The following is a 25,510-nucleotide window of genomic DNA, read 5'->3' as shown; positions in this document are numbered from 1 at the left end:
GGCCCGGACAGGCCGACAGGTGTTCGATGGCGATGTCTAGTGGGGGGCTGCCCCGATGGGAGAGATGTTGTCAGCCTCTCTTTTCGCTACCATGTTCTAACCATCTGCTTCACCATGTGGGTGAACGCGGGGATCTCGATGGTGGAGGGCCTATGATGGATCTCGTTCTGCTCGGTGGTGCGGTGGCGACGGCTGCGGCGTTGGCCGGTCTGATCGCCACGATGCCCACCCCCAAACCGATTCCGATCCGCATCCGCGACCGGCGCCGTCAGCGTCGCTGATCCGCGCACCGAGTTCGTGTTCTTCCGGGCAGCGGCCGCCGGCTACCGTGGCGGCATCGTTGACGTGAGAAAGCCGACGACCAGGGCCGACACCTGACGGTGGATGGCCTCCCGGCTTCGGCCGTCACGATCCTGGCATATCACACCGTCGCCCGGCCGCTCGGCCTCCAGCCGCGGGATGGCGTCGGGCTTGCAGACGCCCAGAAAACTGAAATGACCGGCATCGCCGATTTCGACATAGCGCGTCCGGTCGCTCGGCAGACCGCCGGCCAGATGGCGTGATTCCAGTTCGACCGGCATTTTCGGATTGCCGGCGCCGGCCCCGACGACCAGGAACGCGGCTTCGCTCCTGGACAGGCTTTCCGGATCGAAACCCTGCGACAAGCCGAGATCGAGCGTGACGACGGCCTTGATCCGCCCATCGCCCCAAGTGTGGGCGGCCGGAGGCAGGGTTGCCCAAGCCTGCGACGGCCGGCCATCGCCGCCCAATACACCGATCTCCCGTCCGCAAGCCGCCATCAGCGGATGGGCATCGCAGGCGGCCTTGAGACGCGATGGTTCGAAACGCCCGCCCGCCAGGGCAACGGCGGTCCATCCGCCGAGCGAATGCCCGACCACCGCGGCCTGTCCAGCGACGAGCAGTCCCGACCAGCGGGGCTCGCCGTTCAGCCAGTCGATGACCCGGCTGATGTCGCCGGGACGCTTCCACAGCATGACGGCACCCGGCGGTGCCATGTCCCGGCTGGTCGAACCGGGATGGTTGGGCGCGGCGACGACATAGCCTTGCGCCACCAGATCGGCAGCCAGCCATTGCTGGTTGGTCCAGTTGCCGCCATAGCCGTGCGACAATACCACCAGTCCATGCCGGCCCGGCTGCGGCGGCGCGCCGACCCTGACCGCCGTGCCCACGAATACCGGATTGTCGCCGACCGGCGTGGTCTCCCCCACAGTCTCCGCCGGATACCAGAGCGCGACCTCCAGCGCCCGGTGCCGGTCCGTCGCCGGCAGGGACAGCCTTTGAAAGCCGATGGCCGGTTCTTCGGCATGGGCAAGCCCCGCCTGCCCCACCGCTGCTGCGACGGCCAGCGCGAGGAGCACCGAAAAGGAAAAGCGATTCATGTCGATGCTCCGTCAGGCGCCGGCTTCGGGCCGGCTTGCGATGGCCCGGAAGGATCAGCGATCCAGGTCGCGGATCGCGCGGTTCAGTTCGAACTCCTTGGAAGCGACATAGGCCTCCATCCCGACGATGCGCTTCTCCATGTCGCGGAAGCGCTGGGTCAGGCCGGCAAGCGTCCGGTCGGGCTTGGTCGACACCGTGCGCCAGAACGCCTCCTCCTCGGCATCGCGATACAGCTGCGCCGGGCGCACCGGCAGCACGATCAGCGCGATCACATAGGCGATCACCAGCGGCACCGAGAAGAAGAACAGGGCGAACAGCATCGCCAGCCGGACGACCATCGGCTGCACGCCGAAATAATCGGCGACGCCCGTGCACACCCCGCCCAGCACCCCGCGCTGCGGATCGCGATACAGCCGATGCGGATTCGGCGAGTCGTAGAAGGACTTGCGGTCCATGACGGCCTCGTTCCTTTCGTAGAGTTTCGGGTTGGGCGGGAGGTGCTGCGGCGGTTGCCCCCTCCCCATCCCTCCCCCGCCCTCGGCCGGCCAAAGGCCGGTCCGATCGCGGTGGAGGGGGTAGGATGCTTGGCGGCGGACCGTAGCTGCCGAAGCGGCGGCAGTCCCCTCTCCCTCGAAGAGGGGGAGGGTTAGGGAGGGGGCAATCGCCAGCCGACACCTCACCCACTCACCCCCTCACACCTTGTTGCGCCAGTTCGGCGCCTCGGCATCCAGCACGCGCTCCAGCGCATGGACGCGGGTCTCCAGCCGGTTGGAGATCTCCCACAACTCGGCCAGCAGCCGTTCGTCCTGCGCGGTGAGTCCGCGCTGCGCCCGCCATTTGGTGATGTAGTGGAAGACGATCCAGACCGGCGCCACCACCACCATGAACAGCACCGCGAGGACGAAACCCAGGAACCCCATGGTCGTCGGGCCTTCTTATTGTCGTGAGGGGAGTGGGCGGGGCGTCACCGCCCCACCCCGGCACCAAATCGCGGTCAGCCGTTGCGGCGAGCCGCGATGCGGGCCTTCAGCGCGGCCAGATCCTCCTCGACCTTGTGGGAGGCTTCGAGTTCCGCGATCTCTTCGGTCAGGCTCTTGGTGCGGCCGACGTCATAGGCCTCGACCCGGCCTTCCATCTCGTCCAGGTTACGCTCGACCTGCTCGAAGCGCGACAGGGCGTCGTTGATGCGCTCGTCATGCAGGACGGTGCGGACCTTGACCCGGTTGCTGGCCGTCTGGGTGCGGGCGACCAGCGCCTTCTCGCGGGTCTTGGCGTCGGTCAGCTTGGCCTGCAGGCGGCCGATGTCCTCGTTGGCCTTGGACAGCGCGGCTTCGACCTGCACCAGCTGTTCGGCCAGCGCGTCGGCCTGCTCGGCGACCTTCGACTTGGCCATCAGGGCGCCCTTGGCCAGATCCTCGCGGTCGCGGGTCAGCGCCACCTCGGCCTTGCGGTCCCACTCGTCGCGCTCGCGGTGGAGGTCGGCGACGCGGCGTTCGATCTCCTTCTTCTCCGCGATGATCTTGACGGTGGAGGAGCGCACCTCGACCAGCGTGTCTTCCATTTCCTGGATGATCAGGCGGATCAGCTTCTCCGGCTCCTCGGCGCGGTCGAGCAGGGAGTTCAGGTTCGACTGCACGATGTCGGTCAGGCGCGAAAAGATGCTCATGGTAGGTGTCCCGTTTATCTGACGTGTATCAGCCGAGGATGGCGCCGGCGACGATGCCGGCGAAGAAGAACACCCAGCTTTCGACCGGCCGGGTGGCGAGATAGTTGCGCACGCGCCGCATCGTCGGGCGGCTCTGCGCGGTGTTGAAGCGGTCACCGCCATAGCGGCGGCGGAAATCGCTGAAGTCGCTCATGCTTGACCTCCTTGCCATGCCGTCACTATCGCAACCGCCGTGCCAAATCGGCCAAACTCCTACCAAGCCATTGGAAATAAAAGCTTTTATCCCTGTACGGGGATGACGTCGCCCGGCTTGCAGCATCGCGGCTTCAACGATACTATCGCCTATCCGGCGACTGATTGACGAAAAACGCGATGCAAGCCGCTCCCCCCTCCCTGCTCGGCGAATCGCCGGCCTTCCTGGCGACGCTGTCCCATGTCTCGCGGGTGGCGCCGCTGGAGCGGCCGGTGCTGGTGATCGGGGAGCGCGGGACCGGCAAGGAACTGATCGCCGCCCGCCTGCACTACCTGTCGCAGCGGTGGGACCGCCCCTTCGTCAAGGTGAATTGCGCCGCCCTGCCCGAATCCCTGCTCGATTCGGAGCTGTTCGGCCACGAGGCCGGCGCCTTCACCGGCGCCACCCGCCGGCAGATCGGCCGGATCGAGCAGGCCGACGGCGGCACCCTGTTCCTGGACGAGATCGCCACTGCCTCCCCCGCCGTTCAGGAGAAGCTGCTGCGCGCCGTGGAGTATGGCGAGATCGAGCGGGTCGGCGGACGGACCGCCACCGTCGACGTGCGGGTGGTGGGGGCCACCAACGCCGACCTGCCGGCGCTGGCCGCCGCCGGCCGCTTCCGCGCCGACCTGCTGGACCGGCTGGCCTTCGACGTGGTGACGCTGCCGCCCTTGCGCGCCCGGCCCGAGGACATCCCGCCGCTGGCCGAGCATTTCGCTCTGGGCATGGTGCGCGAGCTGCAGCGCCCGCTGTTTTCCGGCTTCACCGCCGCCGCGCTCGACCGGCTGCGCGCCCATGACTGGCCCGGCAATGTCCGCGAGCTGCGCAACGCGGTGGAGCGCTCGGTCGCCGCCGCCGAGACCGACGAACCGCTGGACCGCATCATCCTCGACCCCTTCGATTCGCCCTGGCGCCCGTTCGCGGCGCCGACCGCCCGGCCCGATCCAACGCACCCTCCGGCGCCCGTCACGGACAAGCCGTCGCCCGCCATCCCGACCTTCGACGGCGGCATCCTCGATCAGGTCCGCGCCTTCGAGGCCGCCAAGCTGCGCGAGGCCCTGGAGCAGAACCGCTTCAACCAGCGCCAGACCGCCGAGGCGCTGGGGCTCGGCTACCACCAGCTTCGCGGCATGCTGAAGAAGCACGGGCTGATCCCGCCACCCCCTCTGCGACCATAGGCCGTCCCCAGGTTGCGCCCGTACCGTGCTATACCGGTCGCTCAACCGTCGAGAGAGCGGTTCGTCACGATACGGGAAGGGGAGCAGCACGATGGCCACCAGCATGCCCAGCCTTGAAATTCGCGGTCCGATGAAGCCCGGTTTCGAGGAGATCCTGACGCCGGAGGCGATGGCCTTCCTGGCGGAGCTGGAGGGTCGCTTCGGGCCGGAACGGCTGCGGCTGCTGGATGTGCGGACCAAGCGCCAGGCGCTGCTCGACAAGGGCCACAAGCCCGACTTCCTGCCGGAAACGCGCGCCATCCGCGAAGCCGACTGGACCATCGGCCCGCTGCCCGTCGACCTGCTCGACCGCCGGGTGGAGATCACCGGGCCGGTCGACCGCAAGATGGTCATCAACGCGCTGAACAGCGGCGCCAAGGTCTTCATGGCCGATTACGAGGATGCCACCTGCCCGACCTGGACCAACCTGGTCGAGGGGCAGATCAACATCCGCGACGCCGTACGCCGGACCATTTCCCACGAGGACCCGGCCAGCGGGAAGAAATACCGTCTCAGCGACCAGACGGCCGTTCTGAAGGTTCGCCCGCGCGGCTGGCATCTGGACGAGAGCCATGTGCTGATGGAAGGCGAGCCGATGTCGGGCGCGCTGTTCGACTTCGGCCTGCATGTCTTCCACAACGCCAAGGAGCTTCTGGCCCGCGGCAGCGGCCCCTATTTCTACCTGCCCAAGCTGGAAAGCCATTTCGAGGCGCGGCTGTGGCGCGAGGTCTTCCTGGTGGCGGAGGAATACCTGCACCTGCCCCACGGCTCGATCAAGGCGACGGTGCTGATCGAGACCATCCTCGCCGCCTTCGAGATGGACGAGATCCTCTATGAGCTGCGCGAGCATTCCGCCGGCCTGAACTGCGGGCGCTGGGACTATATCTTCAGCTTCATCAAGAAGTTCCGGAAGGATCCCGCCGCCGTCATGCCCGACCGGGCCGAGGTGACGATGGCCACCCCCTTCCTGTCGGCCTACAGCCAGCTGGCGATCAAGACCTGCCACCGCCGCGGCGCCCCGGCCATCGGCGGCATGGCCGCCTTCATCCCGGTCAAGGACGACCTCCAGGCCAACGAGGTCGCCTTCTCCCGGGTGCGCGCCGACAAGGAGCGTGAAGCGTCCAACGGCCATGACGGCACCTGGGTCGCCCATCCCGGTCTGGTGCCGGTGGCGCGCGAGGTGTTCGACGCCTACATGACCACCCCGAACCAGATCGCCCGCAAGCGCGCCGACGTGACCGTCACCGCCGCCGACCTGCTGGAGGTGCCCGCCGGGCCGAAGACGGAGACCGGCCTGCGCAACAATGTGGCGGTCGGCATCGGCTATATCGAGGCATGGCTGCGCGGCCAGGGCTGCGTGCCGCTGTTCAACCTGATGGAGGACGCCGCCACTGCGGAGATCAGCCGCACCCAGGTCTGGCAGTGGGTCCACACCGGCACGGCGCTGGACGCCGGACAGCCCGTCACCCTCGACCTCGTCGACCGCGTGATCGCAGAGGAGCTGTCCGCCTGGAAGGACCGTGTCGGCGCCGACGCCTACGCCAAGGGCCGCTACGCCGATGCCGCCGCCCTGTTCCGCGATCTGGTCGCGCGCGAGGACTTCACGGAGTTCCTGACCCTGCCGGCCTACCGGCGCGTGGTGGCGGAAGGGGCGTAAGGTCCTTTACGGGGGAAAGGGGGGCGACCGGCCCCCTTAAGCCCTCCCCCACTGGGACAGGGCTATCGCATATGAAGCTCGTGCTCTTTCCAAAGAAACACGTCATCCCCGCGAAGGCGGGGATCCAGGCTTTTCCACCAGATTCGCCCTGCGAACTCTGGATCCCCGCCTTCGCGGGGATGACGAAAGTCCTTTCAAGGAAGCATCGTTCTGATTTGCGATTGCCCTGACCTCAGACCCGCTCGGCCACCCAGATCACCGCACGCGTTCCGGCCTTGATCGCCGCAGTCAGCACCGGATAGCCGGCCGCGCGCTCCGCCTCGTTGACGATGCCGATGTCGCGGTGCTCGACCTCCTCCGCCTGGAACTTGCGGATGCTGTCGGCAAGCTCCTGCTCGTCCGGGCCGAGGTGCTTCAACTGCGCTTCGTAATGCTCCTCGATCACCTCTTCGACGGCGACGGTGCAGGCCATCGCCGCGCGTTCGCCGAGGATCGCGGTGCCGGCGCCCAGCAGGAAGCCGGTGACATGCCACAGCGGCTGCAACAGGGTCGGCCGCACGCGGCGCCGGTTCAGCTGCTTTTCGAAATACTGCAGATGGACCAACTCCTGCTCCGCCATGTGGCGCAGGGTCTTGCCGTGCCGGCCCTTGCCGATGACGGCGATCTGGCCCTCATAGATGCGCTTGGCGCCATACTCGCCGGCGTGGTCGACGCGGACGATGCGGGCCAGCCGCTCGCGCCGCGGCAGATCGCCGGGCAGCGCGCCATGGCGGGGGATGGCGGTCGGAGAAGTCGTTTCGCTCACAGTGCAGTCCTCGACACCGGGGTGCGGATGTAGGCGGCGCGCGCCGCGACGAAGGCGTAGGCCGCCAGCGCCAGAGAGATCGCCACGTTGTAGCCCGCCATGGAAATGCCGAACAGCGACCAGGCCACTTCGTCACAGCGGGTGACCGGTGCCGCCATCACCTGCGCCCGCAGCGCCTCCAGCGAATTCGCCGGAGCCGAGCCGCCGCAGGACGAGGTGCCGGCCCACCAATGCTGCTCCACCCCGACATGATAGGCGGCGATGCCGGCGCCGGCCAGCAGGGCAAATCCGCTCGCCACCAGCAGCGCGTCGCCCAACCCCTTCCAGCGGCGGAACAGCCAGGTCACCAGCCCGAACACCATCACCGCCACATAGGGCCAGCGCTGCATGATGCAGAGGACGCAGGGTTGGTAATCCAGCACGAACTGGAAGAACAGGGCCGACAGCAGCACGCCGGCGCTGGCCAACGCCAGCAGCAGCGCGGCAATGCGGGGATCGTCGAAGATGCGGGACATGAGGGGCTCGGTCGTCATGGCCGACAAGGTAGCGCGTGCGCGACCGTTCGACCAGCCGTCCGCGACGCGCGCACCGCCCCTGCGACGGCATGGCAGGGACGGCACCGCCGCCGGGGAATAAGCACGGGCATGGCAACGTCCCCGAAGCCGGCCGGCGGGGGAATCAGCTTGGCGACGAAACACCGTTCTTTTGCACTTTCCGTTTCCGGACTGTTGCGTTAGAAGAGGCGTCGCTGCGGGCGTGGTGAAATTGGTAGACGCGCCGGACTCAAAATCCGGTTCCGCAAGGAGTGTCGGTTCGAGTCCGACCGCCCGCACCACCTTATTCCGACCGGCCTTCCGGTCCCGAACGGCAGTCCGCCGTCCCCTCATCCGACACCGAATCGGTCACGGCATCGGCCACGGCACCGCCCACTGCGGCACCGCAGGACGGCGCACGCTCGCCGGATGAATCTGTCGGGTTGCAGAACAAGTCGGCCAGCACCTCTATGACAGCCGTCACTTCCCGGCTGGCGATCGAGTAGAAGATCGTCTGCGACCGTCGCCGCGTGCGGACCAGCCCATCGGCGCGCAAGCGCGCCAGATGCTGCGACAGGGCCGACTGGCTGAGCCCGACGATCTCGCCCAGTTGGCCGACGCTGCGCTCCCCCTGCCCCAGTTCGCACAGGATCAACAGGCGCGCCTCGTTGGACAGCGCCTTCATCAGCTTGGCGGCGGGCCGCAGCCCCGGGATCAGGATGGACGCACTCATTGACATTAAATTAGAAATTACTAATTTTATGGTCAAGGGTTTTCCCGGCGTCCGCCCGGCCCGCCCCCCTACTCAAGGCAAACCGACCATGTCCCTGTGCACGCTGTTCCGCCGCCTGATCCCCGCCGCCCCATCGGCCGACCGGAGCGGCGCCGGTCCCATCCGCCAGATCGACCCGGCGACCGCCATCGAGTGGCAGGCCAACGGCCAAGCGGTGATCGTCGATGTCCGCGAAGCCCATGAACATGCCGCCGGCCATATTCCCGGCGCCATCCTGAACCCGCTGTCCTCTTTCGACCCGTCGCGGGTACCGACCGACCCGGCCAAGCATCTGGTTTTCCATTGCCAGGGCGGCATGCGCTGCGGCCCCGCCGCCGAGCGCATGGTGGCCGCCGGCCACACCGGCACCATCAACCGCCTGCGCGGCGGCTTTGCCGCCTGGGTCAATGCCGGCGGTTCCGTGGAACGGTGAGTGTCGGTAGGGACGAAGGCCGGACTGTAAAGACGTTACTGGAATGAAGTTGGTGCGGGCGGCGGGACTCGAACCCGCATACCTAAGGGTGAGGGATTTTAAGTCTGTCTCCCCGCACCTTTCGCCAATCTTCCGGAATTTTCCCCATTCCTCATGTCCACGTGATTCCAACAGCTTACAGCCTACCCTTCTTCTCCACCCCCTCCCGGCATATGATCGGTTTTCCGACACCGTGGGTCCTGGGTGGGTCCTGGGATGTGGGTCCTGGGGGATGGGGATGGAAGCCAAGATCACGAAAACGCTGGTGAACCAAGTCCAGGCCGGGGACAAGGACCTGATAATCTTCGACACGACGCTGAAGGGCTTCGTGCTGAAGGTGACGCCGTCCGGCGCTAAGACCTATCTGGTGGTCTACCGCATGGGCGGCCGGGACACGCCGAAGCAGAAGGTGACCATCGGTCGGCACGGATCCCCCTGGACGCCCGACAAAGCCCGCACCGAAGCAGAGAAGCTGTTGGCATCGGTAAAAAGGGGGACTGATCCGGCGGCCGAGAAGAAGGCCCGGACCAAGCGTGGCGCCACCGTCGCCGATCTGGCGGACGACTATCTGACACAGCACGTCGACGTGAAGAACAAGCCCAGCACCGCGACCGGGTTCCGCCGGCTGGTGGAGAAGGAAATCAAGCCGCCGCTGGGCAAGCTGCAGGTCGACAAGGTGACACGCGCCGACATCGCCAAGCTGCACCACGACATGCGGGACACGCCCCGACAGGCGAACCAGACGCTGGCCGTCCTGTCGAAGATGTTCAGCTTGGCCGAGGTGTGGGGACTCCGGCCGGACGGGACCAACCCCTGCAAGAAGATCGAGCGCTACCGGGAGAACAAGCGGGAGCGGTTCCTGTCGGTTCCCGAGGTGGAGCGTCTGGGCAAGGCGCTGGCCGAGCTTGGCGAGACGATGGAGGTGCATGAAACCATCCTGTCCGCCATTCGCCTGTTGCTGCTGACCGGCTGCCGCGTCGGGGAGGTGCTGGCGCTGCGCTGGGTCGATGTGGTCGACGGCGCGATCCTCATCCGCGACGCCAAGGCTGGCGGGCGTGTCCATCCGATAGGTGCGCTGGCGCAAGCCTTCCTGTCCGAGCTGCCACGCGAGTCGGAGTGGGTGTTGCCGGCGCCGCGATCCCCCCGCAACCCTCTGCCGAACACCACCATTTCCCACGGTTGGGAGGTGGTGCGCAGCAAAGCCGGTCTGGACGACGTGCGCCTGCACGATCTTCGGCACACCGTTGGGACCTATGCCGGCCAAGCCGGCGCGAACGCCTTCCTGGTGCGCGACAAGCTGGGGCACAAGACGCTGGCGATGACCGGCCGCTATGTGAACCGGGACGCCGATCCGATCCGCGAACTGTCCGACAAGATCGAAGGGCGCATCATGGGCGCGCTGAAGGCCGGCGCCGCGGCGGCCGAGGGGGAGACGAACAGGGCCGAGGTGGTGTCGATCGCTACGAGGAAGAAGGGGAAGGCCTGATTGGCGCTGCGCCGGTGGGCTGTGGCGGGCTGAAAGGGGCTAAGCTGAGTTTAGGCCCTTCACGCTGACGGATAGCATCCGCCATATGGATGCTACCAGGGCGCTGGCTGCTCCCCACCGTTGATGACCCTCCCCACGGTGGGAGGGGTCCCATCATCTCCAAGCTGGTGTCGGTAATACTGACATCAGCATTCTCGGCGCCTGACCCTCCACAATGGTAAGGGTCAGGATCAACACTCCAACAGCACTTTTCGATTACTTTTTTCTTAGTTCTTCAATTAACCTAGTTCGTGCCGCTTTCTTGCTGCTGTATATCTCATCCAAGTCAATCTCCATTAACTCAAAAGCTTTAAGCAATCTTTCTGTATCTACTTCGTCTGTGTGGGCGCCTTGATTGCCTAAATCCTTAATTACATGAAATGCATCGGCGAGTGGTGGGTGAGTTTGATTTAAAATTCCTATCCGATGCGACAAAGTCATCCAATGACCTCTCGACCACTCCCTTGGTATCCTCAAATCATCAGCTATGCTTTCTATAGCGGTTCTTAAAACTGATGCACACGCCGCCCGATCCATCCAGAATAAAGAAAAACTGCGCTCAAACTGCCTTTTAGTTTTCACTGGAATTTCGTTTGGAAGATCAATAATTGGTATTGCGGGAATTATAGATTTTGGATAAAGCATCTCAACCAATTCGTAATCCCCATAGTCATTTACAGTACCATCAAAATCCATATCGAACTCACCATGCACCAACAAATCCTGTCCACACGACTTGTATGAGCAAATCATCGAAGCGCTAAAATATCCCGAAACTTCGTGTATACTAATATGCTCCTCCCAACCAAGAGGGTATCTGGCTTTAACTTCTCCATCTAACTGAAAATGCCCCCTTTCACATCTTGGGCATCGCCAATTAGGAAGAACAGAGAAAGGGCTTCTCCAGAGTCTAGAAATCACAATACTTCCTTTCTTAACCGTACCCCGGCCCCGCCCCCGTTCTCTGGGATGAACTCGACGCCGGCCGCTTCTAGTGCGCGCTGGAGCTTTTCCAACGTCTCGGCATAGCCTTTGGTTTTGCCAGTCTCAAACCGGGTGATTGTCATGGCGGACACACCGGAAGACTCCGCTAGATCACGAACGCCGATCTGAAGGGCAGCACGCGCCATCCGGCACTGAGCGGGCGTTATCATTGCTAACAACCTTGTTGACAGGGATAACGTCTATCCCTAACTTGTTATCAGTGTAGACGGCTTTGAGCATTCAGACAACAGGTAGGCACCTCATGCGAGCATTTCTCGCCACGCCAAGCTTTGCCCGCCGCCGGCCCTGCTGGCGCGCTGGCCCCGCCCCATGATCGAAGCCGCCATAGACGCCCTGCTTGCCGAGCTGGACGCCCGCGACGGCGACCCGGACCTTGAACCCGAAGAAGACCGGGGAGAGATGGACCATCTGTCCGACGCCTCCCCCACCGCCGTAGCCGCCTGATCCACCCGCCAGTGCGCCACCGCAGCGCACTGCTGCCGATAGGAGCCTCCTACTATGACGACCGGCACCAACGCGCCCAAGGGCGCGAACGCCCAAGCTACGCCCATCGCCTGGGCCACCCGCCAGCTTCCCAGCCCCGGCGAAGGGTCCGTGACCATCTCCTCTGCACAGCTCGGACCCTACGCCCTGGAGGTTCACGACTCCCAATCCCGTAGCGGCTGGCCCCGCATCGTGTTGTGGACCGTCACGAAGGACGGCAAGCGCCTGGGGGAGGGAGTGCTGGACAGCACCGACGACGGCAAGGCCGCCGCCGAGTCGAAGGCCCGCCGGATGCTGACCGACACGCCTTCCGACCTGACTACCAACGGCGCTGGCATCCGTGTCATTCCAGGCTGTGTGAACGGCATGCCGAAGCGCGGTGTCCGGCCGGGCGCGCATCCTGACATCGAGCTGCTGTTCGCCTGGGATGCCTTCCAGGCCGCCGCCACGGCCTACCAGTGCGCGCCCGATGGCGAGTCCGGCCGGTACTGCGAGATGGTGGACGCCATCGGCGAGCGCATTGAGGCGTTCAGCCCGAAGACTCTGGACGGGACCGCGATCCAGCTCCGCTATGCGCTGACCAAGTACATCGACGCGGATTGCGCTTGGAGCACGCTCGTGTTCGGCGACGATCCGGACAGGGACTTCCGCGACATCGTCGCCAACGATCCCCACGCCGGCATGCTCTGGCGCCTGATCCAGGCCATCGACAGCCCTGCGGAGCGCATCGCCCGGCGCGGCCGGGAACAGTCGACCAAACGGCCGGACCACTCTTCCACCCCTTCTGCCTGATCGTCGGCAGTCCACCGCTCGTTAAAATCCACCCCTCCAACGGTCGCTGCAGATCCCCACTGTTGCCACCGTGGCAAAAACCCGTCGGAGCATTCCCCATGTCGATCCCCAGCAACGCGCCAGCCGGCGCGAACACCCCCGCCTCGCCCATCGTCTGGCGCAAGCTGTCGGAGATGTGGAGCGCCACCAGTGCCCAGCGCGCCATCGTCGACGCCTTCGAGCTGATCGCCTTCGACATCCCGCCGGCCGGGCCACATCCCCGCATCATCGCGTGGGAGCTGCACACCGGTCCGCAGTTCATGACCGGGGTTGCCGGCGGACCGGCGGACAGCTTCGAGGCCGCCAAGACCGCCGCTGAAGCCGAAGTCCGCCGCCGGCTGAACATCGCGACCGACACGCCGGCCTCCCTGGCGCTGACACCGTCGACCGTCATTCCCGCGCTGGGGCTGACCTTCATTCAGGCAGAGGAACGCATCAACGCCGGCCTGACGGCGTCGACCGACTATCTCACTGTGAAGGAGTCGGACGCCTTCACCGAGGAAATCGCCGACATCGCACAGGCGATCCATGAAACCGCCCCGTCGACGCTGGCAGACGCCATTGTGAAGATGCGTGTCGTAGCCGGTCCCGTGGGCTTTGAAGGCGGAGACGGCCCCAGCTTCATCGAGTCCGTCCGTCAGGTGGCGGAGTTCCTGGGACGGCTTCATGGAGGAACTGCCCCACGATCCTGAGGGGATGGGTATCCGCACTCTGGACACCCTTCGCGCTGGCGCGTGTGCCGGACAACACCCCCTCAACGTCGTTACCCCCTAACGACGTTGAGGGATAACAACGTTTAGAGGTTCCAGTCATGCCTTCTGCAAATTTCACCACCTGCTTTCTCAACGCTTGACCGAACACCAATATCAGCCGATAGTGCACCAGCCAACATCGAGTGATATTGGGATGCGTGCAAACTGGACACAGGCCGAGGTAGTTGCCCTGACTGGTGCAAAGCCGTCGGATGTACAGAACTGGGTCAACCGGGGCTACGTTCAGCCTATGAACGACGCCCCCGGTAAATCCGGCAAGCGGCTGTACGATTTCAGCGGATTGGTTGCAATCGCTGCAATGCACGCCGGTGCGCGCTCTGGACTTCCCGCAAACGTTATCTCAGACACCCTTGATGAGATCGTACCGCGGGCAAAGCGCCTCTTCACTGGAGAGTGCCTGAAAACTGTCCGGCGCCATAGGGAACTTAGAGCACGTCCCAAGCAAGGTATTGATCTATGCAAGGATAGGAGAGAACTGGAGCCTGTCAGAAGCGATCCTGGACGAAGGAGAAGGCAACGTCTTCGATCCTTCGGATCTGCCAGACTCTTTCTCAATTCTCCAAATCGACCGAATGGTTCGGCGACTGATTATGAGAGCTTGGCCGAATGGTCTGGATTTCGATGGTGCGGCCTTAGTGGCTGATGAGCCGTCGGAACCCACCGACTAGAGAACACTCCCAACTAGGAGACCACTTTACATGACCACCCTGAACGGGCGGCCGGATACCCTCCGGCCGCAAACGCCCGAGGCTTGCCTTTTGCCGCCCCGGCCGCCCCCGATCCCCTCGCCAACCTGCGCGATGCGCTCCGGCGGAAGACCCGCCTCAAGACGCCCGAGGCGTCGGAATACATCTTCGCCGTCCACGGCGTGAACACCGCCGCCAAGACGCTGGAGAAGCTGCGCGTTGTCGGTGGCGGCCCCGAGTTCGTGAAGTTTGGCCGGGCCGTCTTCTACCAGCGGAACGCGCTGGACGCCTGGGTTCTGGGGAGGCTGGGGCAGCCGATGCGCTCCACCAGCGAAGACGCCCACCAGTCTTCCTGATCGCCAGTCGCACCATCCGCCATTTGTGGCGGATGCATCAACATGAAATCGAGACGGCACGGCATGAACCCCGAAGGTGGTTACACGCGGCAGTATCGGCGGCTGTGGGACAACCCGGTTTTCCGCAGCAAGCAGGAAGCCGCCGTCTTCTCGTGGATGCTGGCCGCTGCCCAATGGCGGGAAGGTCGCATCTCCACGAAGTACGGGCCTGTGCGCCTGGAGATCGGGGAATTGCTGATCGCTGAGCGCAGCTTGGCCGAGGAGTTCGGCTTGCATCGCAACACCATGCGGAACCTGATCCAACGCATGCTTGACGACGGTATCATCGCCCTTTTTCGGGACCGCTGCCCGCAGAACGCCGGGACCATTGTCCGCATCCTGAATTACAAGGAATATCAGGGTGTTGATGGCGATGCAGGACCGCAAGAGGACCGCTCTTGGACCACAAACGGGACCAGTTCAGGACCGCAAGAGGACCGCTTCAGGACCAAGAATAAAGAAGGGAATCAAGGGAAAGAAGTTAAGGGTTGTGTTGATGGGCGCGAGCGGGCATCCGATCCGCCTTTCGATCCCGATCCAGTCCCCCAGCCCAAACCGAACCGGGTTGTCGGAGCAACGTCCGCCGAGAAGGCAATTGTCCGTGCCTTCGACGCCGCCCGAGCCGCGGCTTACGGCGAAGAACACCGCCGCCCCCATCCGCACACCAAAGACCCCGTGTTTGCCCAGCGTTGGCTTGCAGACGGCGCTGACATCGAGCTGTGCGAGGGGGTGTTCACCGCCATCTGCCAGGGGATGGCCGAACGATCCCAGGCCCCACCGGCCACGCTGGCTTTCTTCGACAAGCCCATTGCCGACGCCATCGCCACCCGTAACCGCCCGATGCCTGAAGGGAAGCCGAATGACCAACGTCGTGGAGTTCAATCCGTACGGACGAAAGCCCCAGCAAGCATGTTCCAGCGAGTTCTTGAACGCGACCTTGCGGGCTGCATTGGAGACACCTGAGACTGTCGTTTTCACCGATCATGGCACCGAGAACCGCCCGCTTCCATGGAAGCCGCCGGCCGTCATCACAGACGCGATGAAGCGGGACGCCGTGCACGCGCTGGGGGCGCTGAAGGCGCGATCCCGGCCAGCAACGCAAGAAGAAATCGTATCGTTCGTCGCTCATTTGGGGGCTGGCTGCGCCGGTGTGAAGAAGGACGGGGCACAGGATCGTCAGTTGGAAACGAAGCAAATGGCTGCCGTTTCCGGCATCCTGCGGGCCGAGTACCCTGCGGCGATCATCTGCGACCCGTATGCGCTGGATCGTGTCTTGAAGCGCCTCAAGGCCAAGGCGCCAGACCGGCCGTTGTGGTGGCCGGATTGGCCCGAGTTGGACATGGCGCTGGATGCTGAGCGGTCGGTTCTACGGGAGCAGTGGAGCAGGCTGGACGTGATCGCCAAGGGCAACAGCGGCGCCCGCGCCATGCTGGCCCGCCAGCGGCAAGACGACGCTGTGCCCCCGGCGACCGAAGCGGAAAAGGCGCGCGTGCGGGAATTGTGCGCCTCCATCGGCCTTCCCGATCCTGACCAGCGCATCAAGCGCATGCCCGGCACTCAGCCCCGATAGGTCCACCGTGGAAGCCGTTGACCGCATCCGCCGCGTTGCCGCCGGCAAGGACACCCCCGATGATCGGGCGTGGCTGTCCGCTCGCTTGGGAGCCTACCTGTCCGATCCGGAACAGGGCATGGAGCGGGCGCTTCGCCTGGACCGCTCCCCCGGTGAACCGCCCTGGTGGCGGGTGGAGCGGCGCCAGCACCGGGACGCCCTGATCCTTCGGCTGTGGCGCGAGCGCTGGCCCGAGCTGTCCGCCTGGGATGCCGCCGAACGGATCCTGATGGTTCACCAGCGCTACGTCGCTGCGGCGTGGCACCAGCACCGGGACCAGGACACCCCGCCGGCCGATCCCACCGCCGCCCTGTTGTGGGAAATCCTGAAGACGGATCTCCGGTTCCCCACCAGCCGGCGCCGCATTTTCGAAATCCTGAACACGACGGACAGGGACGCGCTTTACTGAAATTGAATACCCCCTTTTGATTTCAGTAACCGCCGTTCAGCTTGGGGAAGAACCTACCCCAATCGAATGGGCGAAACGTGCGCAAGCTGATTACCGCCATCTTCGGCAACCCCGACCAAGCCCCGGCGAATACCGGCCCGGCACCGGAGACGCGCGGCGAAGCCTTCTCGCTCGACAACCCCTATGTTGCGGAAGTGCTGGGAGGCGCTGGCCCGACCGTCGCGGGGGTGAATGTCGGACTTGAGTCCGCGATGAAATGCTCTGCGGCGCTGGCCTGCATCAAGATCATCGCCGAGACGCTGGCGCAGCTCCCGGTCCACCTCTACCGCAAGACCGGCACCGATGGCAGGGAGCGCGCCAGCGACCACCCCGCCCACGCGCTGGTGTCGAAGGCCGCCAACCCTTGGACGCCCGCCGGGGAGTTCCGGCTGATCGTCGCCACCCACCTTGCCGCCGCCGGCAACGGCTATGCCTTCGTCAACCGGGACGCGGCCGGGCGGCCGGTGGAGCTGATCCAACTCGATAGCCGCAAGGTCGGAGTGAAGCAGAACCCGCTGACCCTGGAACCGATCTACACCGTGGCGATGGAGGACGGGCAAACCCGCGACTATGGCCGCGCCGACATCTTCCACGTCCGCGGCGTCGGGCTGTCGGTCTACAAGGGCGAGTCACCGGTCCATCTGGCGCGGGAGGCCATTGGTCTTGCCCTGACGCTGGAAACCCACTGCGCTGGCCTGTTCGGTCGGGGTGCCAAGCCGTCGGGGGTCCTGAAGCACCCCAAGAGCTTGAGCGATACCGTCCTTGGGCGGCTGAAGGCCGGTTTCTCCAACTGGTACACCGGCAACGCCAATACCGGCCGGACGATGATCCTGGAAGAAGGCATGACCTTCGAGCCGCTGCAGCTCACCAGCGCCGACGCGCAGACTCTGGAGATGCGGCGCCACCAGATCGGGGAAATCAGCCGCTTCTGGCGCATCCCGCTCCACATGCTGAACGAGCTGGAGCGCGCGACCCACAGCAACGCCGAAGCGATGGGGCAGCAGTTCTTAACGTTCTGTCTGCTGCCGATCCTGCGCAGTTGGTGCGACGCCCTGGCCCTGTCGCTGCTGACCGAAGCGGAGCGGGAAACCCACTACTTCGAGTTCCTGATTGACGATCTTGCCCGCGCTGACATCGCCGCCCGGTTCGAGGCGTACAGCAAGGCGATCAACAGCGGCGTGCTGAACCCCAACGAGGCGCGGTCGAAAGAGAACCTGCCCAGCTACCAGGGCGGGGAAACCTTCATGCGCCCGGTCAACACCGCCCCCGCCCCGACCGAAGGAAGCGCCCCCGCCCCGACCGCGACCGATGCCAGCAAGGGGAACGCCCAATGACGATCCTGCACCATGACATCGAGATCCGGTTCGCGGCGGAAGACGCCGGCACCTTCACCGGCGCCGCGAACGTCTATGGCACGGTGGACAGCTACAACACCGTGTTCATGCCGGGCGCCTTCGCCGCGTCCCTGACCGAGCACCGGGCCGCCGGCACCATGCCCATGATGCTGTTGCAGCATTCCCCTTCCGTCGTCATCGGCGCGTGGCTGGAGATCCGCGAGGCGCCGTCCGGGCTGTTCGTCCGGGGCCGGCTGGACCTGACCGGCCCGAGCGGGCGCAAGGCTCACGCGATGATGAAGGCGGGGGAGTTGGGCGGGCTGTCGGTCGGGTTCCGCCGCCGGCTGACCGACACACTTGCGGATGGGACCGTCGCCATCCGCCAAGCCGACCTGATCGAGATTTCCCCCGTCCGCCGGCCGTCCAATCCGGGCGCGCGGGTGACGGACGTTCGTTCCGCGACCGCCGGCACAGCCGAGTTGGTCAACCACATCCGCCGCGCTGCGGCCATCATCGGAGGACAGCATGCTTGACGGTTTCCACTCCCTGCCCCGCACCTGGGAAACTCGCGAAGAACAGCAGCAACAGGACAACCCCGCGGACATCCGCGCCGCCCTGGACGAGTTCACCGGCGCCGCGACCCAGCGCCTCGACGGCACCGAGGCCAGCGTGACGGAGATGCGCACGCGCCTGGAAGCGGTGGAGCGCGTGCTTCGCCGTCCCGGTTCGCAGCAGGAACAGCGTCAGCAGCAGGGGCCGGCGCCCGAAACCCGCGCCTTCCTGTCCTTCATCCGCAACGGCCGGGAGGGCCTGACTGCGGACGAGGTGCGGTCTCTGGCAACGTCGGACGACACCAAGGGTGGTGTTCTGGCGCCCGCGGAGTTCATCCCGGAGCTTCAGCGGAATGTCGTGCTGTTCTCCCCGGTGCGTGCCGTCGCCAACGTCGGGGTGATGGGTGCCGGCACTGCCGTCATGCCGCGCCGCACGGGCGGCATGACGGCCACTTGGACCGGTGACACGGAGGACCGGCAGGAGACCAGCGTTTCCTTCGGCGCGGCCGAATACACGGCGGCCGAGCTGACCGCCTATGTCGACGTGCCCAACAGCCTGTTGGAGGACTCCGCCTTCGACATCGGCGCGCTTCTCGCCTTCGAGTTCGGCGAAGAGTTCGGCGCGAAGGAAGGCGCCGCATTCGTGGCGGGCAACGGCGTCAAGAAGCCGGTGGGCTTCATGAACGATACCGGGGTGGGCTTCACCAATGGCGGCCACGCTTCCCAGATCACCGCCGACGGGCTGATCGACCTGTTCTATGCCCTGCCCACCCCCTACCGGGCCGGCGCCGTCTGGATGATGAACAGCGCGACCACGGCGGCTGTCCGGAAGCTGAAGGACGGACAGGGCAACTACCTGTGGTCGGACGGGCTGAAGGCGGACACCCCGCCCACGATCCTGGGGCGGCCAGTGGTGGAGGCGCCCGACATGCCCGCCGTCACGGCCGGCGCCTTCCCCGTCGCCTTCGGCGATTTCAAGGCCGGATACCGCATCTTCGACAGGATCCCCCTGTCCATCCTGCGCGACCCGTTCACCCTCGCCACCAAGGGCATGACCCGGTTCCACGGCCGGCGCCGCGTTGCCGGCGGCGTGGGCAAGGCGGAGGCGATCCGCAAGCTCAAGATCGCCGCGAACTCGTAAGGAGGCCCGACCGATGCGCGACCTGTTCAACCACGTCCACCCGCTCCCGGCGATCCCCTGCACCCGCGTCGCCGACAACACGCCGCTGGTGGGTTCCGTCATCGACACGCTGGGCTTTGCCTCGCTGACCTTCGTCATCATGGCCGGCACCCTGGCCGATGCCGACGCGACCTTCGCCGTGCTGGTGGAGGACGGCGACGCCGCCAACCTGTCCGACGCCGCCGCGGTGCCCGATACCCAGCTTCTCGGCACCGAGGCCCTGGCCGGCTTCACCGCGGCCGATGACGGCAAGACGCGCAAGGTGGGCTATGCCGGGTTCAAGCGGTATGTCCGCCTGACCGTCACCCCGGCCGGCAACGCCGCCGCCGCGGACATCGGCGCTGTTGCCGTGCTGGGGCACCCCCACAGCATGCCCACCGCCAACCCGCCGGCCTGATCGAGGGACGCCCGATGCTGACCATCATCACCCCCGCCGTCACCCGCGCCCTTACCACGGTGGACGCGACCAAGGCCGAGCTGCGGGAGACCGGCGCGGGCGATGATGGTTGGTTCGCCCTGTCGATCGACAGAGCAACCGCCGCCATCGAGCATTGGTGCCGCCGGTCCTTCGCCGCGGAGACTGTGCGGGAGTCGGTTTGGCTGACCGGCCCGGCAGAGTCGGTCAGCCTGTCCCGCTGGCCTGTGCTGTCGGTTGCGTCGCTCTTGGAGGGCGGGGCGCAGTTGCCGCCGGATGGTTTCGAGGTGGACGGCGCCGCCGGCTTGGCCTACCGGCTGACCGGCCCGGACACCCGCCGGATGTGGCGGGCCGGGCGGATCGTGGCGACCTACACCGCCGGCTATGTGCTGCCCGGCGATCCCGGCCGTACCCTGCCCGAGGACCTGGAGCGCGCGGCCATCATGCTGGTGCGGAACTGGTGGCACGAGCGGGACCGCGACCCGCTGGTGAAGGCCGAAGAAACCGACGGTGTGGGACGCACCGAATATTGGGTTGGCGCACCGGCCGGCGCCGCCACCCTCCCGCCCGAGGTGGAGGGGCTGTTGCAGCCCTACCGTCAGATCCCGATGGGAGGGTGAGGCCATGCCCAGCGCCCCGCCCAAGCACTGCCACCACCCCGGACACCCGTCCTACACGGGCCGCCGCTGCCCCCTGTGCGCCAAGGACTACGACGCCCGCCGGGGAACCGCCCGGCAACGCGGCTACACCAAGGCGTGGGAGAAGGCGGCCAAGTCGTTCCTGGGGCGCCCTGAGAACCGCCTGTGCGGCTGTGGCGCCCCCGCTACCAGGGTGGACCATCGGACGCCCCACAAGGGAGACCAGCGCCTGTTCTGGGACCGATCCAACTGGCAACCCATGTGCGAGCGCTGCCACAACGCCAAGAGCATGGGGCCGGATCGGGGGGGTTGGCGGCCGGGTTCGGGCGGCACCCCCGCCCCCGCGCCTGGGGGGATAGGGGGGTCGGAATTTCCGTCCGAGGGGGTCGGGACCGGTGGGGGGTCTTGCGCGCACTCTCCGGGAAAATGGGATTTTCTCTTATGAAGGGCCGGAAGTCCGCCCCGGTGGAGGCCGAACGTCCGGCGAAGCGGTGTCCGCCGCCGCCGTCCTGGCTCCCCCAGCACGCGAAAAAGGAATGGAAGCGCGCGGCGAAGGAGCTGCACGGTCGGAAGCTTTTGGCTGATGATGTCCTTGCAACGCTTGAGAGTTATTGCGTCGCCGTCGGGCAGGTTCGCGAGTGCGAAGAACTCATGGCGACGGAAGGCCGCATCATCAAGAGCGATACCGGCCCGAAACCCCACCCCGCCTTCAGGATGCAACAGGCCGCCATGCGCGAGGGCCGTTTGCTGGCTGCCGAGCTGGGGTTGACGCCCCATCGGCGGGGCATGAAGGGGGGCGAAAACGAGGATGACAACGGTGGTTGGGACTCCGACCTTCTGTCCTGATCCGGCGCTCTACCCGGACCCGTCCGGCCGGGCGGATCGCATCTGCCGGTTCGTCCGCATGCTGCGCCTGTGGGAAGGGAAGCACGCCGGCAACCGGTTCGTGCTGAACCCGTTCCAAGAGGCGATCATCCGGCGCATCTACGGCCCCAGCACGCGCGACGGCCGGCGGCTGGTGCGTCTGGCCTGCATCTGGATCCCGCGTGGCAACGCCAAGACGACGCTCGCCTCTGCGCTGGCGCTGGCGCACTTCATGGGGCCGGAAGCCGAAGCTGGCGGACAGGTGATCCAGGCCGCCGCCGACCGGGAGAACGCGGGCATCGCCTTCAAGCACTCGATGGAGATGATCAAACAGGATCGCATCCTGTTGCAGCGCGTGGCCCCGGTGGAGTCGCGCAAGCTGCTGAACCACCGGCGGACGCGGGGCGTGCTGAAGGCCATTTCGTCCGAGGCTTACAGCAAGCACGGCATGAACGCCTCCTTCTTCCTGGCGGACGAAATCCATGCGTGGCCGACGGCTGAAGGGCGCAAGCTGTTCAACGTCGTGCGCGACTCCATGGTCAAGCGGGACGAGCCGTTGACCGTCGTCATCTCGACGGCCGGCGAAGGACAGGGCGGCCTGGCCTTCGATCTCTGGGGCTACAGCCTTGCGGTTGCCCGGGGAGAGGTGGAAGACCCGACCTTCGCACCGATCATTTTCGCCGCCGATCCCGAGGCCGATTGGCAGGACGAGCGGGAATGGCACGCGGCGAACCCGGCGCTGGCCGCCGGCTTCCTGTCGATGGACGAGCTGCGCATCAAGGCGCGGCGGATCGAGCACTTCCCCGCCGACCTAGCCGACTTCAAGCGCTTCCACCTGAACATCTGGCAGGACGGCGCGGCCAATCCGTGGGTGGACCTGACGCTCTACGACCGGGCCGAACCGATGACGCCGCCGGCCGATCTGGAAGGCCGGGCGTGCTGGGTTGGCGTCGACCTGTCGAGTGTGGAGGATCTGACCGCCGTGGTCGCGGTGTTCCCGGATGGGAGCGACGACAACCGAACCTATGACGTCTTGCCCATGTTCTTCCTGCCGGCGGCGACGCTGGCACAGAAGGCGGAGAAGGACCGGGCCGATTATGTGCGCTGGGAGCGGGACGGGCTGCTGACCGTGACGGAGGGAAATCGCGTCGACCACGCCGCGGTGATCGCCCATGTGGTGGCGCTGGGGAAGCGGTACGACCTTCAAGAAGTCGCCATCGACCGATGGAACAGCACCGCCGTCACCGCGGCGCTGCAACGGGAGCGGTTGGAGGTTGCCGAGTTCGGGCAGGGTTTCGCCAGCATGGCCGCCCCGGTGAAGGAGCTGAAGCGCGCCATCCTGGGCGGACAGTTCCGCCACGGTGGAAACCCGATCCTGCGCATGTGCTTCGCCAACATCCGGGCCGTGCGGGACGACGCGGAGAACGAGAAGTTCAGCAAGGATCGCAGCACCGGCCGGATTGACGGCGCCGTTGGTGCGGCCATGGCCGTGGGGCGCATCCTTGCCGGCGAAACCGGCCCCAGCGTCTATGAGAGCGACAGCCGGCGGGATGGGGTGTTGTCCGTGTAGAGCTTTACAATGATTGATTATCTTGGAAACGTGCATTCAAAGAATGGAGGTTTCCAAATGAATTCAGTTCCAGGGCATCTCGGCTTCGTAAAAGCCCGTGACATGTTGGACGCATGTCGTCGTTTTGCTAAGAGATACGAAGAGACGAGGAATAACGATGATTTGATTGCAGCCGTTCTTTTTGGAAACCACACATTTGACTGGCTGCACACGAGAGATCTTGGGTTAAACCAAAATGATTTTGAGTCCGAGAAAACAAAGATGAAGGCTGCATGCCCTGAGTGGGATGAACTCAGGAGAATTGCGAACGGAGCAAAGCATCCTAGAAACTCAAACATCAAACAGTCAGTTGAAAGAGAACATGAATGGGAAGACGATGATTGGTGGGATATCGGCGGAGTTGATGGTGAAAAATCTCTGTTTATAGATTTCAACGGCCAAGAGATATCGCTTTACACTTTGATCATGAGATTTCTAACAAAAGCCGACATTTACCTGAAAAGCTTGGGAAAATGAGAGACAGCATTTCCGCTTACTATGCATGAGCAGAGTCGGTCGGGAAACGCAGCAGTTACTGTTCCGGCTGGGTAAGGTCGCCTCAGCCTGAGGCCCGAGACGATTCCCGTGGGTCCTGGGTGGGTCCTAGAACGGCCCACCCTTCCCAAGGCCTCCCGCAACAAGCGGGAAAAACTGTTTCTTTTCAAGATGGTGCGGGCGGCGGGACTCGAACCCGCATACCTAAGGGTGAGGGATTTTAAGTCCCTTGCGTCTACCGGTTTCGCCACGCCCGCGCCCCGGACTCTGCCATCATAGACCGGTCAGGCGACCGGAACATGACTGCAAAGCTCATGTCGACGGAACGGCCCCGCGCTGCCCGCGCAGATTGCATACCTTGTTATGCAACGCACCGTTCCGTGGTCATGACTTAGACAATCGCGGGGCTGCGGGTCAAGGGGGCTTCGCAAAACCGCAGGCATTCCCATATCGAAGGAAGCGCAACTGTGGGAAATGCCCCGACCGGGGCCGGGGAAAGGGAGGATGCGGCGTGAGCGAGACGAACTGGCTGTCGCTGGTGGCGCTTCTTATGGTGGCCGTTCTGGTGGTGCCGGCGGCCCTTCGCCGGAACCGCGGAGTCGTGCTGCGCAACGCAGCGCTCTGGCTGGCGGCGATCGTGGCGCTCGTGTGGATTTATGACCGCTTCGGGCCGTTCGGCGCCAATTTCTGAGCGCAGCCATTCCGAACGGCCAGCCGGCAAAATGCTCCGGAGAGCTTCAGGGGCGGGTGTCCTCGTTCATCGTCATGATGCCGATTCCCATCGACACGCTGCCGAAGGTCAGCATCAGACCGGCATAGAGCATGACGGTCGCGGTGATCCCGTATTCGCTGTTGCCGATCAGCGTCGCCAGCCTGGCGACGTCGAACCACAAGAGACCGCTCGCCAACACCACCGCACCGGCGATGCCTGCGACCAGATGGCGCAGAAGGAACAGCAACGCCGCTTTCTCAAAGCTCTTCATGGCGGAGCCTCCCGGCAAACACAGGGCTGAATGGTAAGAGGCTAATGTAGGACCGAATCGGTCCGGGACAATCGATCCGCCGACCTAGCTCCTGTAATAGCGGCGCATTACCCTTTCGTACCAACGGTGATGGTCGGCGTGCCGCCCAGTCGGCTGATGATGGCCGCCAGTTCATCGGCCGCCGCCGCCACCTCCACCTCGTCGGTGCCGCGCAGAACCAGGCTGACGCCGAAGAAGCCGTTGCGGAAGTAAGGATAGCTGCCGATCTCGAGATTCGGATGGCGATCCTGCAAGTCCGACAGATCGGCGGCGATCACCCCCTCCCCCAACTCGCACGCAACGGTACGGGCATGCAGCGCCGGCCCGCCGGCCAGCCGCGGCAGGAGGCCGTCCAGCATCGCCCGCATGATGTTGGGCACGCCGGCCATGACGAAGACGTTGCCGATCTGGAAGCCGGGCGCCTGGCTGATCGGGTTGTCGATCAGGATGCCGCCGGCCGGGACATTGGCCATGCGCAGCCGCGCCTCGTTCAGCTGGCCGGCGGCGTAATGTCGCTCCAGCCGGGCGACGGCCTCCGGGTTGCGCTCCAGCGCCACGTCGAAAGCCTTGGCGACGCAGGCGGCGGTGATGTCGTCGTGGGTCGGACCGATGCCGCCGGTGGTGAAGACATAGGTGTAGCGGGCGCGTAGTGCGTTGACCGCAGCGACGACCTCCTCCTCCACATCCGGCACCACGCGGGCCTCGCGCAGCCGCACGCCGATCTCCGTCAGCTTCTCTGCGATGTGGCCGAGGTTGGCGTCCTTGGTGCGGCCCGACAGGATCTCGTTGCCGATCACCAGGACGGCGGCAGTGGGATTTGCGGCGGTCGGGTTTGCGGCAACCGGATTTTCTGCGGTCTCGGACGTCATGGCGGTGGGGGTCTCCGTGGAAC

At 65.3% G+C, this 25,510-nt stretch carries 34 protein-coding genes and 2 tRNA genes; 23 read left to right on the top strand and 13 right to left on the bottom strand.

Translation table 11 applies throughout. From position 1 onward, the window contains the following. Positions 1-152 precede the first annotated feature (152 nt). Positions 153-281 carry a hypothetical protein gene (locus F1643_RS22360; protein WP_014246717.1) on the top strand — a complete coding sequence of 43 codons (129 nt, stop codon included), beginning with the start codon at positions 153-155 and terminating at the stop codon, positions 279-281. A gap of 42 nt (positions 282-323) precedes the next feature. On the opposite strand, the gene F1643_RS05450 is transcribed toward F1643_RS22360, so the two are convergent. From F1643_RS05450 to F1643_RS05430, 5 genes are all read right to left on the bottom strand, one after another. After that, positions 324-1,400 carry an alpha/beta fold hydrolase gene (locus F1643_RS05450; RefSeq protein ID WP_194911557.1) on the bottom strand — a complete coding sequence of 359 codons (1,077 nt, stop codon included), beginning with the start codon at positions 1,398-1,400 and terminating at the stop codon, positions 324-326. Between the two features lie 54 nt (positions 1,401-1,454). Then, positions 1,455-1,856, bottom strand: coding sequence for an envelope stress response membrane protein PspC (pspC, locus tag F1643_RS05445; RefSeq protein WP_014246715.1), 402 nt, complete (start codon positions 1,854-1,856; stop codon positions 1,455-1,457). Positions 1,857-2,093: 237 nt separating this feature from the next. Then, positions 2,094-2,321, bottom strand: coding sequence for an envelope stress response membrane protein PspB (gene pspB / locus F1643_RS05440; protein WP_014246714.1), 228 nt, complete (start codon positions 2,319-2,321; stop codon positions 2,094-2,096). A gap of 74 nt (positions 2,322-2,395) precedes the next feature. After that, positions 2,396-3,067, bottom strand: a complete 672-nt coding sequence (gene pspA, locus F1643_RS05435; RefSeq protein ID WP_014246713.1) for a phage shock protein PspA — start codon at positions 3,065-3,067, stop codon at positions 2,396-2,398. 28 nt (positions 3,068-3,095) lie between these two features. Further along, entirely contained in the window at positions 3,096-3,260 is a 165-nt protein-coding gene (locus F1643_RS05430; protein ID WP_194911555.1) for a hypothetical protein, read from the bottom strand. A gap of 179 nt (positions 3,261-3,439) precedes the next feature. Between F1643_RS05430 and pspF the strand changes: the two genes are divergently transcribed. Both pspF and aceB read left to right on the top strand, forming a co-directional pair. Further along, positions 3,440-4,477, top strand: a complete 1,038-nt coding sequence (gene pspF, locus F1643_RS05425; RefSeq protein ID WP_194911553.1) for a phage shock protein operon transcriptional activator — start codon at positions 3,440-3,442, stop codon at positions 4,475-4,477. Positions 4,478-4,568: 91 nt separating this feature from the next. Next, positions 4,569-6,173, top strand: a complete 1,605-nt coding sequence (aceB, locus tag F1643_RS05420) for a malate synthase A (RefSeq protein WP_194911551.1) — start codon at positions 4,569-4,571, stop codon at positions 6,171-6,173. A 232-nt stretch (positions 6,174-6,405) separates the two neighbouring features. Here the strand turns inward: aceB and F1643_RS05415 are convergent, their stop codons facing one another. Continuing rightward, positions 6,406-6,978, bottom strand: a complete 573-nt coding sequence (locus tag F1643_RS05415; RefSeq protein ID WP_149227981.1) for a demethoxyubiquinone hydroxylase family protein — start codon at positions 6,976-6,978, stop codon at positions 6,406-6,408. Further along, positions 6,975-7,493 (bottom strand): disulfide bond formation protein B, encoded by a 519-nt coding sequence (locus F1643_RS05410; protein WP_149227984.1) that lies wholly within the window; start codon positions 7,491-7,493, stop codon positions 6,975-6,977. The genes F1643_RS05415 and F1643_RS05410 overlap by 4 nt, the downstream gene beginning before the upstream one ends. Before the next feature lie 235 nt (positions 7,494-7,728). Between F1643_RS05410 and F1643_RS05405 the strand changes: the two genes are divergently transcribed. Further along, positions 7,729-7,813 (top strand) — tRNA-Leu (locus F1643_RS05405). 2 nt (positions 7,814-7,815) lie between these two features. On the opposite strand, the gene F1643_RS05400 is transcribed toward F1643_RS05405, so the two are convergent. Continuing rightward, positions 7,816-8,244: a metalloregulator ArsR/SmtB family transcription factor gene (locus tag F1643_RS05400; protein ID WP_194911549.1), complete on the bottom strand. Its 429-nt coding sequence runs from the start codon at positions 8,242-8,244 to the stop codon at positions 7,816-7,818. Positions 8,245-8,332: 88 nt separating this feature from the next. Here F1643_RS05400 and F1643_RS05395 point away from each other — a divergent pair, with 88 nt between their 5' ends. Together F1643_RS05395 and F1643_RS05390 are read left to right on the top strand one after the other, a co-directional pair. Then, complete coding sequence (locus tag F1643_RS05395) at positions 8,333-8,716, top strand: rhodanese-like domain-containing protein (protein WP_194911548.1); 384 nt, start codon at positions 8,333-8,335, stop codon at positions 8,714-8,716. A gap of 277 nt (positions 8,717-8,993) precedes the next feature. After that, on the top strand, positions 8,994-10,241 hold the full coding sequence (locus F1643_RS05390; RefSeq protein WP_194911546.1) for a site-specific integrase: 1,248 nt from the start codon (positions 8,994-8,996) through the stop codon (positions 10,239-10,241). Between the two features lie 255 nt (positions 10,242-10,496). On the opposite strand, the gene F1643_RS24485 is transcribed toward F1643_RS05390, so the two are convergent. Then, positions 10,497-10,994 carry a DUF4145 domain-containing protein gene (locus tag F1643_RS24485; RefSeq protein ID WP_162488250.1) on the bottom strand — a complete coding sequence of 166 codons (498 nt, stop codon included), beginning with the start codon at positions 10,992-10,994 and terminating at the stop codon, positions 10,497-10,499. 203 nt (positions 10,995-11,197) lie between these two features. Next, positions 11,198-11,410 (bottom strand): transcriptional regulator, encoded by a 213-nt coding sequence (locus F1643_RS22350; protein WP_044551900.1) that lies wholly within the window; start codon positions 11,408-11,410, stop codon positions 11,198-11,200. A 184-nt stretch (positions 11,411-11,594) separates the two neighbouring features. Between F1643_RS22350 and F1643_RS22345 the strand changes: the two genes are divergently transcribed. From F1643_RS22345 to F1643_RS05305, 16 genes are all read left to right on the top strand, one after another. Beyond that, on the top strand, positions 11,595-11,729 hold the full coding sequence (locus F1643_RS22345) for a hypothetical protein (protein ID WP_255542434.1): 135 nt from the start codon (positions 11,595-11,597) through the stop codon (positions 11,727-11,729). Between the two features lie 54 nt (positions 11,730-11,783). Then, positions 11,784-12,560, top strand: a complete 777-nt coding sequence (locus tag F1643_RS05375; protein WP_194911544.1) for a hypothetical protein — start codon at positions 11,784-11,786, stop codon at positions 12,558-12,560. 98 nt (positions 12,561-12,658) lie between these two features. Beyond that, complete coding sequence (locus F1643_RS05370) at positions 12,659-13,291, top strand: hypothetical protein (RefSeq protein WP_194911542.1); 633 nt, start codon at positions 12,659-12,661, stop codon at positions 13,289-13,291. 832 nt (positions 13,292-14,123) lie between these two features. Further along, positions 14,124-14,414, top strand: coding sequence for a DNA-binding protein (locus F1643_RS24480; RefSeq protein ID WP_206692349.1), 291 nt, complete (start codon positions 14,124-14,126; stop codon positions 14,412-14,414). Positions 14,415-14,477: 63 nt separating this feature from the next. Further along, complete coding sequence (locus tag F1643_RS05360) at positions 14,478-15,416, top strand: hypothetical protein (RefSeq protein WP_194911540.1); 939 nt, start codon at positions 14,478-14,480, stop codon at positions 15,414-15,416. Then, positions 15,379-16,023, top strand: coding sequence for a hypothetical protein (locus tag F1643_RS05355; RefSeq protein ID WP_255542433.1), 645 nt, complete (start codon positions 15,379-15,381; stop codon positions 16,021-16,023). The genes F1643_RS05360 and F1643_RS05355 overlap by 38 nt, the downstream gene beginning before the upstream one ends. A gap of 7 nt (positions 16,024-16,030) precedes the next feature. After that, on the top strand, positions 16,031-16,471 hold the full coding sequence (locus tag F1643_RS05350; protein ID WP_194911539.1) for a hypothetical protein: 441 nt from the start codon (positions 16,031-16,033) through the stop codon (positions 16,469-16,471). Between the two features lie 77 nt (positions 16,472-16,548). Next, the gene (locus F1643_RS05345; protein ID WP_194911537.1) at positions 16,549-17,844 is read left to right on the top strand and encodes a phage portal protein; all 1,296 of its coding nucleotides are present in this window, start codon (positions 16,549-16,551) and stop codon (positions 17,842-17,844) included. Continuing rightward, the gene (locus tag F1643_RS05340) at positions 17,841-18,377 is read left to right on the top strand and encodes an HK97 family phage prohead protease (protein ID WP_194911535.1); all 537 of its coding nucleotides are present in this window, start codon (positions 17,841-17,843) and stop codon (positions 18,375-18,377) included. The genes F1643_RS05345 and F1643_RS05340 overlap by 4 nt, the downstream gene beginning before the upstream one ends. Further along, the gene (locus F1643_RS05335; protein ID WP_194911533.1) at positions 18,370-19,536 is read left to right on the top strand and encodes a phage major capsid protein; all 1,167 of its coding nucleotides are present in this window, start codon (positions 18,370-18,372) and stop codon (positions 19,534-19,536) included. Before F1643_RS05340 ends, F1643_RS05335 begins: the two co-directional genes overlap by 8 nt. A 13-nt stretch (positions 19,537-19,549) precedes the next feature. After that, the gene (locus F1643_RS05330) at positions 19,550-19,972 is read left to right on the top strand and encodes a hypothetical protein (RefSeq protein WP_194911531.1); all 423 of its coding nucleotides are present in this window, start codon (positions 19,550-19,552) and stop codon (positions 19,970-19,972) included. Between the two features lie 14 nt (positions 19,973-19,986). Beyond that, complete coding sequence (locus tag F1643_RS05325; RefSeq protein ID WP_194911530.1) at positions 19,987-20,610, top strand: hypothetical protein; 624 nt, start codon at positions 19,987-19,989, stop codon at positions 20,608-20,610. Positions 20,611-20,614: 4 nt separating this feature from the next. Beyond that, complete coding sequence (locus F1643_RS24475) at positions 20,615-21,073, top strand: HNH endonuclease (RefSeq protein ID WP_194911528.1); 459 nt, start codon at positions 20,615-20,617, stop codon at positions 21,071-21,073. After that, the gene (locus tag F1643_RS05315) at positions 21,070-21,474 is read left to right on the top strand and encodes a phage terminase small subunit P27 family (protein ID WP_194911526.1); all 405 of its coding nucleotides are present in this window, start codon (positions 21,070-21,072) and stop codon (positions 21,472-21,474) included. The genes F1643_RS24475 and F1643_RS05315 overlap by 4 nt, the downstream gene beginning before the upstream one ends. Next, positions 21,446-23,062, top strand: coding sequence for a terminase TerL endonuclease subunit (locus F1643_RS05310; RefSeq protein ID WP_206692348.1), 1,617 nt, complete (start codon positions 21,446-21,448; stop codon positions 23,060-23,062). The genes F1643_RS05315 and F1643_RS05310 overlap by 29 nt, the downstream gene beginning before the upstream one ends. Positions 23,063-23,071: 9 nt before the next feature. Further along, positions 23,072-23,578, top strand: coding sequence for a hypothetical protein (locus tag F1643_RS05305; protein WP_194911522.1), 507 nt, complete (start codon positions 23,072-23,074; stop codon positions 23,576-23,578). A 190-nt stretch (positions 23,579-23,768) separates the two neighbouring features. On the opposite strand, the gene F1643_RS05300 is transcribed toward F1643_RS05305, so the two are convergent. After that, positions 23,769-23,853 (bottom strand) — tRNA-Leu (locus F1643_RS05300). Between the two features lie 254 nt (positions 23,854-24,107). Between F1643_RS05300 and F1643_RS05295 the strand changes: the two genes are divergently transcribed. Further along, positions 24,108-24,287 carry a hypothetical protein gene (locus tag F1643_RS05295; protein WP_014246704.1) on the top strand — a complete coding sequence of 60 codons (180 nt, stop codon included), beginning with the start codon at positions 24,108-24,110 and terminating at the stop codon, positions 24,285-24,287. Positions 24,288-24,333: 46 nt separating this feature from the next. On the opposite strand, the gene F1643_RS05290 is transcribed toward F1643_RS05295, so the two are convergent. Then, positions 24,334-24,579 carry a hypothetical protein gene (locus F1643_RS05290; RefSeq protein ID WP_194911520.1) on the bottom strand — a complete coding sequence of 82 codons (246 nt, stop codon included), beginning with the start codon at positions 24,577-24,579 and terminating at the stop codon, positions 24,334-24,336. Between the two features lie 107 nt (positions 24,580-24,686). Continuing rightward, entirely contained in the window at positions 24,687-25,487 is an 801-nt protein-coding gene (locus F1643_RS05285) for a molybdopterin-binding protein (protein WP_194911518.1), read from the bottom strand. Between the last annotated feature and the right edge of the window lie 23 nt (positions 25,488-25,510).

The sequence above is a fragment of the Azospirillum sp. INR13 genome, from assembly GCF_015390205.1.
Classification (GTDB): domain Bacteria; phylum Pseudomonadota; class Alphaproteobacteria; order Azospirillales; family Azospirillaceae; genus Azospirillum.
The sequence above is the reverse complement of the archived record's forward strand: the minus strand, read 5'-3'. Positions and strand labels throughout refer to the sequence as shown.

What these genes read in the sequence shown, in the direction of transcription:
- F1643_RS05390 (WP_194911546.1), top strand. Translation starts at nt 8,994, where the DNA reads ATGGAAGCCAAGATCACGAAAACGCTGGTGAACCAAGTCCAGGCCGGG.
- F1643_RS22360 (WP_014246717.1), top strand. Translation starts at nt 153, where the DNA reads ATGATGGATCTCGTTCTGCTCGGTGGTGCGGTGGCGACGGCTGCGGCG.
- F1643_RS05395 (WP_194911548.1), top strand. Translation starts at nt 8,333, where the DNA reads ATGTCCCTGTGCACGCTGTTCCGCCGCCTGATCCCCGCCGCCCCATCG.
- aceB (WP_194911551.1), top strand. Translation starts at nt 4,569, where the DNA reads ATGGCCACCAGCATGCCCAGCCTTGAAATTCGCGGTCCGATGAAGCCC.
- F1643_RS05325 (WP_194911530.1), top strand. Translation starts at nt 19,987, where the DNA reads ATGCTGACCATCATCACCCCCGCCGTCACCCGCGCCCTTACCACGGTG.
- F1643_RS05375 (WP_194911544.1), top strand. Translation starts at nt 11,784, where the DNA reads ATGACGACCGGCACCAACGCGCCCAAGGGCGCGAACGCCCAAGCTACG.
- F1643_RS05410 (WP_149227984.1), bottom strand. Translation starts at nt 7,493, where the DNA reads ATGTCCCGCATCTTCGACGATCCCCGCATTGCCGCGCTGCTGCTGGCG.
- F1643_RS22350 (WP_044551900.1), bottom strand. Translation starts at nt 11,410, where the DNA reads ATGGCGCGTGCTGCCCTTCAGATCGGCGTTCGTGATCTAGCGGAGTCT.
- pspA (WP_014246713.1), bottom strand. Translation starts at nt 3,067, where the DNA reads ATGAGCATCTTTTCGCGCCTGACCGACATCGTGCAGTCGAACCTGAAC.
- pspF (WP_194911553.1), top strand. Translation starts at nt 3,440, where the DNA reads ATGCAAGCCGCTCCCCCCTCCCTGCTCGGCGAATCGCCGGCCTTCCTG.
- F1643_RS05360 (WP_194911540.1), top strand. Translation starts at nt 14,478, where the DNA reads ATGAACCCCGAAGGTGGTTACACGCGGCAGTATCGGCGGCTGTGGGAC.
- pspC (WP_014246715.1), bottom strand. Translation starts at nt 1,856, where the DNA reads ATGGACCGCAAGTCCTTCTACGACTCGCCGAATCCGCATCGGCTGTAT.
- F1643_RS05315 (WP_194911526.1), top strand. Translation starts at nt 21,070, where the DNA reads ATGAAGGGCCGGAAGTCCGCCCCGGTGGAGGCCGAACGTCCGGCGAAG.
- F1643_RS05400 (WP_194911549.1), bottom strand. Translation starts at nt 8,244, where the DNA reads ATGAGTGCGTCCATCCTGATCCCGGGGCTGCGGCCCGCCGCCAAGCTG.
- F1643_RS05335 (WP_194911533.1), top strand. Translation starts at nt 18,370, where the DNA reads ATGCTTGACGGTTTCCACTCCCTGCCCCGCACCTGGGAAACTCGCGAA.
- F1643_RS05370 (WP_194911542.1), top strand. Translation starts at nt 12,659, where the DNA reads ATGTCGATCCCCAGCAACGCGCCAGCCGGCGCGAACACCCCCGCCTCG.
- F1643_RS05285 (WP_194911518.1), bottom strand. Translation starts at nt 25,487, where the DNA reads ATGACGTCCGAGACCGCAGAAAATCCGGTTGCCGCAAACCCGACCGCC.
- F1643_RS05330 (WP_194911531.1), top strand. Translation starts at nt 19,550, where the DNA reads ATGCGCGACCTGTTCAACCACGTCCACCCGCTCCCGGCGATCCCCTGC.
- F1643_RS05340 (WP_194911535.1), top strand. Translation starts at nt 17,841, where the DNA reads ATGACGATCCTGCACCATGACATCGAGATCCGGTTCGCGGCGGAAGAC.
- F1643_RS05450 (WP_194911557.1), bottom strand. Translation starts at nt 1,400, where the DNA reads ATGAATCGCTTTTCCTTTTCGGTGCTCCTCGCGCTGGCCGTCGCAGCA.
- pspB (WP_014246714.1), bottom strand. Translation starts at nt 2,321, where the DNA reads ATGGGGTTCCTGGGTTTCGTCCTCGCGGTGCTGTTCATGGTGGTGGTG.
- F1643_RS05290 (WP_194911520.1), bottom strand. Translation starts at nt 24,579, where the DNA reads ATGAAGAGCTTTGAGAAAGCGGCGTTGCTGTTCCTTCTGCGCCATCTG.
- F1643_RS05430 (WP_194911555.1), bottom strand. Translation starts at nt 3,260, where the DNA reads ATGAGCGACTTCAGCGATTTCCGCCGCCGCTATGGCGGTGACCGCTTC.
- F1643_RS22345 (WP_255542434.1), top strand. Translation starts at nt 11,595, where the DNA reads ATGATCGAAGCCGCCATAGACGCCCTGCTTGCCGAGCTGGACGCCCGC.
- F1643_RS24475 (WP_194911528.1), top strand. Translation starts at nt 20,615, where the DNA reads ATGCCCAGCGCCCCGCCCAAGCACTGCCACCACCCCGGACACCCGTCC.
- F1643_RS05305 (WP_194911522.1), top strand. Translation starts at nt 23,072, where the DNA reads ATGATTGATTATCTTGGAAACGTGCATTCAAAGAATGGAGGTTTCCAA.